The 11,805-nt window shown below is 72.0% G+C and carries 8 protein-coding genes and 1 pseudogene; 3 read left to right on the top strand and 6 right to left on the bottom strand.

Features of this window, described 5'->3' with window-relative positions:
• Positions 1-59: 59 nt before the first annotated feature.
• On the bottom strand, positions 60-695 hold the full coding sequence (locus NLX94_RS24060; protein ID WP_254385097.1) for a TetR/AcrR family transcriptional regulator: 636 nt from the start codon (positions 693-695) through the stop codon (positions 60-62).
• A gap of 145 nt (positions 696-840) precedes the next feature.
• On the opposite strand from NLX94_RS24060, the gene NLX94_RS24055 reads away from it, so the two are divergent.
• Positions 841-1,857: an alpha/beta fold hydrolase gene (locus tag NLX94_RS24055; protein WP_254385096.1), complete on the top strand. Its 1,017-nt coding sequence runs from the start codon at positions 841-843 to the stop codon at positions 1,855-1,857.
• A gap of 14 nt (positions 1,858-1,871) precedes the next feature.
• On the opposite strand, the gene NLX94_RS24050 is transcribed toward NLX94_RS24055, so the two are convergent.
• A complete protein-coding gene (locus NLX94_RS24050; protein ID WP_254385095.1) occupies positions 1,872-2,285 on the bottom strand; it encodes a cytidine deaminase in 414 nt (137 codons plus the stop codon).
• 158 nt (positions 2,286-2,443) lie between these two features.
• Between NLX94_RS24050 and NLX94_RS24045 the strand changes: the two genes are divergently transcribed.
• On the top strand, positions 2,444-3,109 hold the full coding sequence (locus NLX94_RS24045; RefSeq protein ID WP_254385094.1) for a GNAT family N-acetyltransferase: 666 nt from the start codon (positions 2,444-2,446) through the stop codon (positions 3,107-3,109).
• On the opposite strand, the gene NLX94_RS24040 is transcribed toward NLX94_RS24045, so the two are convergent.
• Together NLX94_RS24040 and NLX94_RS24035 are read right to left on the bottom strand one after the other, a co-directional pair.
• A complete protein-coding gene (locus tag NLX94_RS24040) occupies positions 3,102-3,836 on the bottom strand; it encodes an intradiol ring-cleavage dioxygenase (RefSeq protein ID WP_254385093.1) in 735 nt (244 codons plus the stop codon). The two genes, NLX94_RS24045 and NLX94_RS24040, sit on opposite strands and share 8 nt — an antisense overlap.
• A 131-nt stretch (positions 3,837-3,967) precedes the next feature.
• The gene (locus NLX94_RS24035; protein WP_254385092.1) at positions 3,968-4,765 is read right to left on the bottom strand and encodes an N-formylglutamate amidohydrolase; all 798 of its coding nucleotides are present in this window, start codon (positions 4,763-4,765) and stop codon (positions 3,968-3,970) included.
• Between the two features lie 117 nt (positions 4,766-4,882).
• On the opposite strand from NLX94_RS24035, the pseudogene NLX94_RS24030 reads away from it, so the two are divergent.
• Positions 4,883-5,062: pseudogene (locus NLX94_RS24030) on the top strand (hypothetical protein); the annotation flags it as partial.
• 16 nt (positions 5,063-5,078) lie between these two features.
• On the opposite strand, the gene NLX94_RS24025 reads toward NLX94_RS24030, so the two are convergent.
• Complete coding sequence (locus tag NLX94_RS24025; RefSeq protein ID WP_254385091.1) at positions 5,079-7,529, bottom strand: SpoIIE family protein phosphatase; 2,451 nt, start codon at positions 7,527-7,529, stop codon at positions 5,079-5,081.
• On the bottom strand, positions 7,526-11,548 hold the full coding sequence (locus tag NLX94_RS24020) for a HAMP domain-containing protein (RefSeq protein WP_254385090.1): 4,023 nt from the start codon (positions 11,546-11,548) through the stop codon (positions 7,526-7,528). Before NLX94_RS24020 ends, NLX94_RS24025 begins: the two co-directional genes overlap by 4 nt.
• Positions 11,549-11,805 lie beyond the last annotated feature (257 nt).

Here is an 11,805-nt window from a genome sequence, read left to right as displayed (position 1 = left end):
TCCACCCGCTCGTCACTCTGCTTCGCGCCCGGCCCCGCCCTCGGGGCGGCGCCCCCGCCCTACCGCCCCAAGGCCGGCAGGGGTCGGGTCGCCAGTTCGCGGGCCTCGTCGGCGGGCACGCCGAGCATGCGCAGGATCATCTCGGCCGTCTGCTCGCCCGCCGCCTCGGCGAGGTCGGTGGTGGCTCCCAGCTGGACCATCCCGAGGACGGCCCCGCCGACGGCGCTCAGCGCGACCTGCGCGTCCGCGACGCGGAACCGGCCGGACGCCCTGCCGACCTCCAGGTCGCGCAGGGCGCGCGGGCCGAGACCGGTCCCGCTGTGCACGTGCTGCAGACCTCGGAAGCGGAGGATTCCCGTGATCTCCGGATGGCTGGCCGCCAGGCGCAGCGCGAGCCGGACGCTGGTCGCGAAGGTCTCGGCCGGATCGTCGATCGACCCCGTCGCGGCGTCCAGCAGTTGCCCGTACTCCTCCAGCGCGTCGGCGACCGCCGCGTCGAAGAGGGCTTCCTTGGTCTCGAAGTGGTTGTAGAAGGTGCCGAACCCCACGTCCGCGCGTTCGGCGATGACCTGGATGCTCACCTCGGCATTGCCCCGCTCGGCGAGGATCGCGCGGGCCGCCCCGATGAGGGCCTGACGGGTCTGGGCCCGACGGCGCTCGAAGCGATTGACGGGCTGGGGAGGCGGCTGCTGCATGGCTCGACTCTAGTCGATAGCACAATTGATGGAAGTATCAGGAAGCCCCGACCCTCTCCCCCGATACATGGCCGCGACCCATTGACTGACGACTCTCGCGTAACTGATGCTTTCATCAGTTAGCCACTTCGAGAGAGGACCGGCCATGCCGTCCGAGGGCAACGCGATCCAGCACGCATACTCCCCGCTTCCGCAACGGGTCCACGCGGGACTGGAGGAGGGCTTCTCCAGACTCGCCACGGTCGACGAGCTCATCGTCGACCTGCCACAGACACCGCCCCGCGCCCTCGACGCCGACGGCGACCAGGAGCAGCTCGGGAACGTCACCGTCACCCACCGCATCGCAGAGGCTCCCGGCGACGGCGAAAGCGTGCGCTGGCACTACGTCGAGGCAGGACCCGCGGACGGTCCCGTCGTGGTGTTCCTCCACGGCGTGCCCGACTCCTGGTGGCAGTGGCACTACGCGCTCGAAGCGCTCGGCTCCGACCACCGCTGCCTGGCCATCGATCTGAAGGGCTACGGCCAGTCGGAGAAGGGCACCGGCGACTTCCGCCAAGAAGGTGTCGCCATCCAGCTGGAGGCCCTCCTGGACCAGCTCCGGATCGAGCGGTTCAGTCTGATCACGCACGACCGGGGCACTCCGGTCGGAGACCATCTCGTGGCCCGGTCGGGCGACCGCGTCGTCCGCTACGGCCGGGGACAGCAGCACCTCTGGCACTTGAACCCCGAACTCCACCCGCAGCAGGCCATGTTCACCTCGCCCGAGGCTCCTTCGATGCTGGCCGACGCCCGCCGGTTCGTGGCCACCGCCTACCTCCTGCTCACCGAGCGCGCGGTGAAGACCTCGGACCTCGCGCGCACCGTGCAGGAGTTCGGCCACGACGGGATCAGCACGGCGGTCCCCCGCTACTTCCACTCCTCTTCGTTCCGCCAGGAATGGATCGAGCGGCGCACGCGGCTCATCCCCCGGTGGAGGTGCCCGGTCCTGCTCCTGCAGGGAGCGGGCGACCCGCTGCAGCCCCGCGAGTTCTACACCGATCCGGACGTCCTCGCGCAACTCCCGGAGGGGAGCGGCGTCCACCTCTTCGACTCGGGCCACTTCTGGCCCTTCGAGGCACCGGAGGAGACGGTCGCCGTGCTCCGCGCGTTCCTCACGCAGTAGCCGGCCGGGAGCACCTACCCGGCGTCGAGCTGGTGGTCGGCCCATACGTAGCTTTCGGGCAGCAAGTCGGCGATGAGGACGGTTCGGACGCGGTCGCCCTGGCCGACGATGACCTTCAGGGCGGGGAAGTAGTCGAGGAGGACTTGCCGATACCGGCCGCACGGGGGGACGACCCCCCGGTCGCGGTCGCCCACGGCGACGATCGTGTCCAGCTCGTAGGCTCCCTGCGCCGCTGCCGTGCCGATGAGGACCAGCTCGGCGCAGGGGCCTCCGGTGAAGTGATAGGCGTTCACCGCGGTGATGATCCGGCCGTCGCGGGCCCGGGCCGCGGCCGCCATGGTGTGGTTGTCGCCGCGGCATCGGGTGCGCGCGACGTCGGCCGCGGCCTGGACTAGTTCGTGGTCTGCGGGGTGAGCCTGCGCGGTCATCTTTCCTGTTTCCTGCCTTCGTGCGATGTCAGGCCACGTTGCCCCGCGTGGCGATCTTGCGCAAGCGGGTATCACCCCGTCTATGGCCAAGACTCACCCTCGTTACGTAAGGTCCCTTTGGGGCTATCACTTATTACCTACCGAGGGGGATGGCGGCGATGCCGGACAGCGGGATCAGTGAGCTCGTGCGGATGTGGATCAGCGGCTGGGTGGTCTCCCGCGGCGGCTCGGACCCGATCGACGAGCCGTGGGGGTGGACGATCGACGTCGGGCAGCCCAAGCACGTAGCCCGGCACGTGCTGCCGGAACCCTCCGAAGCCGATGTGCGCAAGATCGCCGCCGCGACGAGCGCGCCCGGGACCTGGCTGAAGCTGTTCGCCGAGGAGCAGGCGGTCCTGCCCTGGGTCGGTCCGGGGTGGCGGAGCGACATCCCGGGCTTCTTGATGACCTGTCGCCTCGTACCGGAGCACCCCGAGGTGCCGGCCGGTTACGCGCTCACCCGCTGGACCCGGGGCGGCGTCAGCCGGGTGCTGGTCCGTACGCGCGAGGGGCACTTCGCCGCCCGGGGACAGATCGCCCATGCCGGCTCCCCTGCCGGCGCCCATGTCGTGGTCGACCAGGTCGAGACCGCCGCCGAGCACCGGCGCAAGGGCCTCGGCGGCCTGGTGATGCGCACGCTCCAGAACACCGCGTACGAAGCCGGTGCACGGACCGGCCTCCTGGTCGGCACGCCCGACGGCCGGGCGCTCTACTCCGCGCTGGGCTGGACCGCGCACTCCCCGATGACGAGCCTCTGGTACGAGCCGTCGGCGGATGTCAGCTGATGCCGACGGTGAACGCCGCCCGGTAGCCGGCCGCGTCCGGTGACGGGTTCAGGGTCATCGCGGCGCCCGAGTCCCGGTAGCGGCCGTCCCGGGTGTTGGGGTGGGCCGGGGCCTTGCGGCGGGCGTAGGGCTGGAGCGCGTACACGCGCAGCAGGAGTTCCTCGGGGAAGAAGAACTGCGAGGTCGTCTCGGTGTCCCGGTCGGGGCGCACCTTGAAGTGGATGTGGGGCGCCAAACCCCGGTACCAGCCCGGCACGACGGTGCGGAAGGTGCACCGCCCGGCGGCGTCCGTGAGCTGGGTGCCGCGCAGGAAGGTGTCCTTGCCGGTGGAGTAGGTGCCCGAGCTGTCCGCGTGCCAGATGTCGACCGCGGCGCCGGGGACCGGGCGGCAGCCGGCCGATGCCTGGAGCACGGTCAGGTCCAGGCGGAACGGCACGCCGGCCCGGCCTTCCGTGATGTCGGACCGCACCCGGTCCAGGTCGAGGTAGTACGGGCCCTCGCCGGCTTCCGTGGTCAGCACGCACGCCGGGCTGGACGATCCCGTTGCGGCCGCGGTCGCGGTCGGGGTCGCGTTCGAGGCCGGGGACGCGGGGCCCTCGGGCCGGCCCGCCGCACCCCGGGTGGTCGCCGGACCCGAGCAGGCCGCCGCCAGTGCGGCGGCGCCGGCCGATCCGGCGGCCAGCAGGAGGGTGCGGCGGCTGGTCCGGGAGGTGCCGTTCTCCGTCATGCGCACCCCTTCGCACGGTTCTGGGGCCGTCGTGGCGGACGGCCACTGGCCGCGCCCACCGTGCCGGACGGCAGCGGCCCGGACCAGGACCGACACGCCTCGGGGCGCCGCGATCCCCCGCCCGGACCGGATCAGGTCGCCAGCTCGTCCACGAGTTCCGTCAGGGCCTCCGCCAGCGCGGCGAGGCCGGGGCCGGCGGGGCCGCCGGGCTCCGACATGTACGTGTCCCGGCGGATCTCGATCACCAGCGCGCCCACCCGGTCGTCCTTGCCGTAGTACTCCAGCGGCACGTACGTGCCGGCGAAGGGACTGTCGAGCCCGGTGCCGCCGAAGCCCTCGAACGCCTTCTCGGCGGCGGCCAGGAGGGCGGGCGGGGTGTGGAAAGGGGCCGTGCCCAGGCAGATCGGCGGCCGGTCGCCCTCACCGTGGAGTTCGTACGGGAGGGGCTCCGTCGGGTACGAGTGAACGTCGATGATCACCGCTCGTCCGGCGGCCTGCAGCCGGTCCTCCACGGCCCGCGTCATCGCCTCCGCGTACGGGTGGAAGTAGCGGTCGAGCAAGGGGCGGGCGTCGAACCCCTCGGGGCGCAGGCGCTCCCGGTGCGTGGAGTGCGTGTACACCGCGCCCATGCCCACGGCGAGCATCTCCTCGCGCTCGTCGGGGAACCGCTCCGGGTCGACGACCAGCCGGGACAGCCCGTTGACGAACCGCCACGGCGTGACGGCGCAGGCGGCCGCGGCCGCCGCGGCGATCTCTGCGGTGTGGGAGTCGGTGATGTGGTCGAGCTCCCGGTCGAGCGCGCGGTCGGAGAGACGGATTCCCCGGCGGACGGACTCCGGTATGACCCGCGAGGAGTGCGGCACGTGCAGGATCACCGGCGACGTGGCTGCGCCGGGGAGGATCTCGAAAGGCTCGGGCCGATGGTTCACGCGTAGCTCCTCTGTCGATGGCCGGCCCGTGGAGGCGAGCCGCCCGGATCCGCTGATCGGAGGACCCGTACGGCGTTTCTCCCCGGGACGGGGCGGGGCGCCGGCATCAAGGGCCGCCACCGGCTCACCACCGCAGGCATCTTCGTCCTGCAGTGCGGGGACCCGACCGGTACCGGCTCCGGCGGGCCCGGCTACCGGTTCGCCGAGATCGCGAAGAAGGGGACCAGGGACGGCGGGAGCGACGGAGCGCCCCGGCAGCAGGTGACCGTCGACTCCGTTCGGATCTCCGCCCGGTAGAGGACCGGCCGGGCCGTCAGCCGACGCGGATGCCGATCACACAGGTGTCGTCGTCCGTGTCGGAACGGCTCGCGGCGAGGAGGCGGTCCAGCTGGCCGTCCAGGTCCCCGGCGGCGGAGGCAGCCGCGCGCAGGAGGTGGCCGAGGGACTCCTGCACCGAGGAGTCCCGGCGCTCCACCAGCCCGTCCGTGTACATCAGCAGGGTGTCGTCCGGTTCGAGCTGCACCTCCCGCTCGACGTAGGCGACATCGGGCAGGGCTCCGAGGAGCAGCCCCTCGATGAGCGGGAACGCCTCCGCCTCTCCTCCGCGGACGAGTACGGGAGGCAGGTGGCCCGCGCGGGCCCAGCGCATCACTCGCGTGCGCGGGTCGAAGAGGCCGCAGACGGCCGTGGCCGTCACGTGCTTGGCCAGCCGGTGCGTGACCGTGTTGAGCCAGGACAGCAGCTGGGCGGGGCCCGCCCCGGTGACGGCGAGTCCGCGCAGGGCGTTGCGCAGGACGACCATGCCGGTGGCCGCCTCGATGCCGTGCCCGGCGACGTCGCCCACCGACAGCATGATCAGCCCGGAGGGCAGCACCACGGTGTCGTACCAGTCTCCGCCGACGAGCGCCTCGATCTCCGCCGGCCGGTAGCGGACGGCCACCCGCAGGCCCGGCGCCTCGATGGCCGGCGGGGTGGGGGGCATGATGGCGTGCTGGAGCTGGAGGGCCAGCCGGTTTCGTTCGGCGGACTCGGCCTCGGTGTGGGCGAGTTGGTCCCTGGTCGCGGCCAGGGCCACCTCGGTCCAGTGCTGGGCGGAGATGTCCTGGTAGGCGCCGCGCACGGCGTGCAGCCGCTGGTCCGCGTCGAGGACGGGCTCGGCGACGACCCGGATGTGGCGGGTGATGCCGTCGGATCTGCGCAGGCGCAGGTTGACGGAGGCGGGGCGGCGGTGGCGCAGGACCGCGCGCAGGAAGCGGCCGAGGGCCGCGGAGTCGTCGGGGTGCGCGTAGCCGGGGAGTTCCCGCAGCCGGACCGGGGGCGCGGTGGGCGGGAGTCCGTGGAGCGCGTAGAGCTGGGCGTTCCAGGTGGTCTCGCCGGTGACGAGGTTCTCTTCGAAGCCCCCGATCCGGCCCAGGCGCTGGGCGTGCTGGAGGAGATCGGCCAGGCGGGCCGTCTCGTCCTCGATCCGCCAGATCAGCAGGACGGCGGAGCCGTGGCGGCTGACGCTGATGTTCGCGACCGAGGTGAGCGGGATCTGGTCGACGAGCGCGGTCAGGCTCATGCGTTCGGCGCGGAAGGGTTCGCCCGTCGCGTGCACGCGTTCGATGATGTCGAAGAGCCCGCTCTCCCCGGCCGCCAGCGGGTAGGCCTCCAGCAGCAGGGCTCCGTTGACGTCGCCGCGCGGTCGTCCCCCCGGGTCGACGAAGCGGCTGCCGGTGTGCCTGATCCGGAAGTCGGCGAGCCGGCCGTCGGAGTCGAGGACCGGGGTGAGGACCACGGCCGGGTCCTGGAGCCCTTCGGCGAGGTCGATGAGCTCGGCGACGTCGGGGAGGACCGCGTCGGCCGCCTCGGGGTCGCGCGGGGGCGAGGCGTCCATGGTGCGGGCGCACAGCTCGGCGAGGGCTTCGACCTGGCGCTCGATCTGGGGTGCCTGGGTCTCCAGGGGCCGAGGCCAGCAGATCTCCAGGACGCCCTGGATCCGTCCGCCCGTCCCCGTGGGCACCGCCATCCGCCCGCCGTCGGGCCACTCGGCCCGGCCGATGGAGGGGAGCCCTTCCCGGTCGAGGTCGGCGAGGGTGACCAGCCTGCGCTCCCCCAGCGCGAGACGGGCGACGGTGGAGACGCCCGGGGGGACGTGGCGCCAGCGCGCGGCTTCCCTGGGCGGGAATCCGGCGTGGCCTGCGAGGGCCAGCGACCCGTCGGGTTCCGCGGCCCACACGGCCACCGCCACGGCTCCCAGGGGGCCCAGGGCGTTCGACAGGAGGGACTCGGCGACCGCCTGTGTGTCGGCGGCGACGCGGAGCACCCCGCTCTCGGCGGTGCGCAGGCGCACCGCGACCGTGGAGTACCGATCGGCCCGGACGGTCCCGTCGGCGCGCGGGCCCGTACCCGCAGCCGCCCCCGTACGTTCGACGAACTCGGCGGCGATCTCGCTGACGTGGTCGCGGGAGGCCTGGTTGACGATGTCGGCGGCGAGTTCGAGGGGGGACATCCCGCTCTCGCGGCACAGGACGTCGAGCTGGCGGGCGGCTGCGGCCGGGGTGCAGCTGAGCTGGCCGATCAGGATGCCCTTGGCCAGTTCGACCAGGGCCCGCCCGTCGGCGGCCCCTTGTGCTTCCAGCACTTCGCGGCGCAGCCGTTCCACGGTGGCGACGAGGCGCCCGAGGGGCGTCGGAGCCTGCTGCGGGACGAGGCCCGCCGGCCGGTCGGCGTCCGGTGTTCCCTGCCGGCGGGCATCGTCGTGCCGGCGCGTGTCCCCGGTCACCGGGTGAGCCGGCGCCGGATGCGGGCGATGAGGTCGTCGGCGTCCACCGGCTTGGTCACGTAGTCGCTGGCGCCCGCGGCGAGGCTCTTCTCCCGGTCCCCGGGCATCGCCTTGGCCGTGACCGCGATGATGGGCAGGTCCGCGTACCGCGGCATCCGCCGGATCTCGGCGGTGGCGGCGTAGCCGTCCAGTTCGGGCATCATGACGTCCATCAGGACGATGTCGACGCCGGCGTTGCGGACGAGGGCGTCGATGCCCTTGCGGCCGTCCTCGGCATGGAGCACCCGCATGCCGTGCAGCTCCAGGACCCCGCTGAGGGCGAAGAGGTTGCGTGCGTCGTCGTCGACGACGAGGACGGTGCGTCCGGCCAGGTCGCCTTCGAGCACGTGATCGGCGTGGCTGCGGCGCGCGTCCCCCTGCACCAGGGGCAGGACGTCTCCCGGCTGTTCGGCGGACAGGTGGAGCGCGATGCGTTCGCGCAGCTCGTCCAGGCTGGAGAGCAGTTCCACGCGGTGCGATGCGGACCGGCCGCGCAGGGCCTCCTCCTGGTCGGCCCGTACCCGGGGGTTGTTGTGGGCGAGGACGGGGAGCGAGGCGAGGGCCGGGTCTCCGTCGAGGGCGTCGAGGAAGCGCAGCGCCTCGCCGTCGGGCAGGCCCAGTTCCAGGACGACGCAGTGGAAGGAGTGCGCCGCCAGGGCCGCGGCCGCCTCGCGGGAACCGGTGGCGTGGACCACGTGGATTCCCCCCGGCTCCCCCGCCGCCCGGGGGCCGGGGGCGAAGTCCCGGTCGGCGCTCTCGGCGACGAGGGAGAGCAGCCCGTTGGTCCGCTCCTCGATCACCAGCAGGCGGCGGGACCGCCGCTGTTCCGGGAGTACGGGCTCGCCCGGACGGCCGGCCTGCCCCATCGCCGCTCGGTACGGGGTTCCCGGCGGGAGCGCCGCAGGAGCGTCGGCGAAGGAGGCGTCCTCGTAGTCCGCGCGGCTGACCGGCAGGTAGAGGGTGAAGGTGCTGCCCTGGCCGGGGGTGCTCTCCGCGGTGACGGCGCCACCGAGGAGCTGGGCGATCTCGCGGCTGATGGAGAGCCCGAGACCGGTGCCGCCGTACTTGCGGCTGGTGGTGCCGTCGGCCTGCTGGAAGGCCCCGAAGACCGACTCCAGCTGCTGTTCGGGGATGCCGATGCCCGTGTCGCGCACCCGGAAGGCCAGCATCGGACCGCGCCGGGAGAGTCCGGAGGGGATCTCGGGGGCCGCGGCCGGTTCGATGCGGAGCTCGACGCCGCCGCGCTCGGTGAACTTGACCGCGTTCGACAGGAGGTTGCGCAGGATCTGGCGCAGCCGGGAGTCGTCGGTGAGCAGGTCGTCGGGGGCGCCGGGGGCCGTGGTGACGGTGAAGTCGAGGCTCTTCTGCGTGGTCATCGGCCGGAAGGTGGCGTCGACGTACTCCAGGAGCTGGGGCAGATGTACCCGCTCGGGGTTGATGTCCATCTTGCCGGCCTCGACCTTCGACAGGTCGAGGATGTCGTTGATCAGCTGGAGGAGGTCCGATCCGGCGGAGTGGATGATGCCCGCGTACTCGACCTGCTTGGGGGTGAGGTTGCGCGCGGGGTTCTGGGCGAGCAACTGGGCCAGGATCAGGAGGCTGTTGAGCGGTGTGCGCAGCTCGTGGCTCATGTTGGCGAGGAACTCGGACTTGTAGGTGGAGGCCAGGGACAGCTGTTGCGCGCGGGTCTCCAGCTCCTGCCGGGCCTGCTCGATCTCCAGGTTCTTGGCCTCGATGTCGCTGTTCTGGCTGGCGAGGAGGGCGGCCTTCTCCTCCAGTTCCGCGTTGGAGCGCTGGAGTTCCTCCTGCTGGACCTGGAGTTCCTCGGAGCGGGCCTGGAGTTCACCGGTCAGCCGCTGGGACTCGCCGAGGAGCTCGTCGGTGCGGGCGTTGGCCACGATCGTGTTGACGTTGGCGCCGATCGCCTCCATCAGCTGGGCCAGGAAGTCGCGGTGGACGGGGTTGAAGGCGGAGAAGGAGGCCAGCTCGATCACGCCGAGGATCTGGTCGTCCACCACGATCGGCAGGATGATCAGGCTGCCCGGGGTGGTGTGGCCGAGCCCGGAGGAGATCACGTAGCCGGCGGGGACCTGGTCGGTGGCGATGATCCGGCGGCTGCGGGCCGCCTGTCCGACGAGGGACTCTCCGAGGGCGAAGGCGGCTCCCTGCTCGGCGGCGGAACGCCCGTAGGAGCCGACGAGGGTGAGTGCGGTGCCGCCGGGGCGGTCCTCGGCGAGGTAGAAGGCTCCGTACTGGGCGGCGACCAGCGGCGTCAGTTCGTCCATGACGAGTTCGGCGACGGCGGCCAGGTCCCGGTGGCCCTGCATCAGGCCGGAGATGCGGGCCAGGTTCGACTTGAGCCAGTCCTGCTCCTGGTTGGCGCGGGTGCTTTCGCGGAGCGAGCCGACCATGGAGTTGATGTTGTCCTTGAGTTCGGCGACCTCGCCCGAGGCGTCGACCGTGATCGAGCGGGTCAGGTCGCCCTCGGCGACCGCGCTGGCCACCTCGGCGATGGCCCGGACCTGACGGGTCAGGTTGCCGGCCAGCTCGTTGACGTTCTCCGTCAGCCGCTTCCACGTGCCGGAGACCCCCTCGACCTCGGCCTGGCCTCCGAGGCGGCCCTCACTGCCCACCTCGCGGGCCACGCGGGTGACCTCGGCGGCGAACGCGGAGAGCTGGTCGACCATCGTGTTGATGGTGGTCTTCAGCTCCAGGATCTCCCCGCGGGCGTCCACGTCGATCTTCTTGGACAGGTCGCCGTTGGCCACGGCCGTCGTGACGAGGGCGATGTTGCGGACCTGGCCGGTGAGATTGTTGGCCATGGAATTGACGTTGTCGGTGAGGTCCTTCCAGGTGCCCGCCACGTTGGGCACCTGTGCCTGACCGCCGAGCCGGCCCTCCGTGCCCACCTCCCGGGCCACCCGGGTCACCTCGTCGGCGAACGCCGACAGCGTGTCGACCATCGTGTTGATGACCCCTGCCAGCGCGGCGACCTCGCCCTTCGCCTCCACCATGATCTTCTGCGAGAGGTCACCACGGGCGACGGCGGTGGCCACCTGAGCAATGGACCGCACCTGACCGGTGAGGTTGTAGGCCATGACGTTGACGTTGTCGGTGAGGTCCTTCCAGGTGCCGGAGACGCCCCGGACCGTGGCCTGACCGCCCAGATTGCCTTCGGTGCCGACCTCCCGGGCCACCCGGGTGACCTCGTCGGCGAACGCGGACAGCTGGTCGACCATCGTGTTGATGGTCTCCTTCAGCTCCAGGATCTCCCCCCGCGCATCCACCCGGATCTTCTGCGAAAGATCACCCTGCGCCACGGCGGTGGTGACCTCGGCGATGGAGCGCACCTGGGCGGTCAGGTTGTCGGCCATGACGTTGACCGACTCCGTCAGGTCCTTCCACGTGCCGGAGACTCCTTGCACGTCCGCCTGGCCGCCGAGCCGGCCCTCGGTGCCGACCTCGCGGGCCACCCGGGTCACCTCGCCGGCGAACGCGGACAGCTGGTCGACCATCGTGTTGATGGTCTCCTTCAGCTCCAGGATCTCTCCCTGCGCGGTCACGGTGATCTTCTGGGACAGATCGCCCTTGGCGACGGCGGTCGCGACCTGGGCGATGGAGCGCACCTGGGCCGTGAGGTTTCCCGCCATGAAGTTGACCGAATCCGTGAGGTCCAGCCAGGCGCCGCCGACTCCCGGTACGTCGGCCTGGCCGCCCAGCGTCCCCTCGGTGCCCACCTCGCGGGCGACCCTCGTCACCTCGGAGGTGAACAGGGACAGCTGGTTGACCATCCCGTTGAAGACGGTGGCGATCTCCCCGAGGAGCCCGTCCGCCGCGTCGGGCAGCCGGGTACGGAAATCCCCGTCGCGTACGGCGGTCAGCCCGGCCAGCAGCCTGCGCAGCTCCGCCTCGCCGATTCCGCCCTCACCCGGAAGCGAAGTCGCCCCGCCCGCCGAACCCGTGCCCGCCCGCTCGGCCATCCGCCCCAACCTCACACTCGAAACCGACATTCCGACGAACGGGACGAGAAGGACCCCGGCTTCGGGCGCACCGATGCGCCCGGCACCGCGGGGATCCGCCTTCGCCGCACCACCGGTCCGGTGAAGGCTAGCGCCGCCGAAGGGACGATAAGGCACGGTCGATCACACCGGGGACAGCGCATCCCGCCTGCGGGAAAGGGAAGTGGTCGGGAGCCCCTCCGCTCCCGTCCCGAACTCGCCCCCGCACAACCCTCTTC

This window comes from Streptomyces sp. TBY4 (assembly GCF_024213195.1).
Lineage (GTDB): Bacteria > Actinomycetota > Actinomycetes > Streptomycetales > Streptomycetaceae > Streptomyces.
Note: the sequence above shows the minus strand (reverse complement) of the source record. Positions and strands in the feature narration are given on the sequence as shown.

Excerpts from the sequence above, each read along its gene's own strand:
- NLX94_RS24055 (WP_254385096.1), top strand. The coding sequence starts at position 841 with ATGCCGTCCGAGGGCAACGCGATCCAGCACGCATACTCCCCGCTTCCG.
- NLX94_RS24045 (WP_254385094.1), top strand. The coding sequence starts at position 2,444 with ATGCCGGACAGCGGGATCAGTGAGCTCGTGCGGATGTGGATCAGCGGC.
- NLX94_RS24020 (WP_254385090.1), bottom strand. The coding sequence starts at position 11,548 with ATGGCCGAGCGGGCGGGCACGGGTTCGGCGGGCGGGGCGACTTCGCTT.
- NLX94_RS24040 (WP_254385093.1), bottom strand. The coding sequence starts at position 3,836 with ATGACGGAGAACGGCACCTCCCGGACCAGCCGCCGCACCCTCCTGCTG.
- NLX94_RS24060 (WP_254385097.1), bottom strand. The coding sequence starts at position 695 with ATGCAGCAGCCGCCTCCCCAGCCCGTCAATCGCTTCGAGCGCCGTCGG.
- NLX94_RS24050 (WP_254385095.1), bottom strand. The coding sequence starts at position 2,285 with ATGACCGCGCAGGCTCACCCCGCAGACCACGAACTAGTCCAGGCCGCG.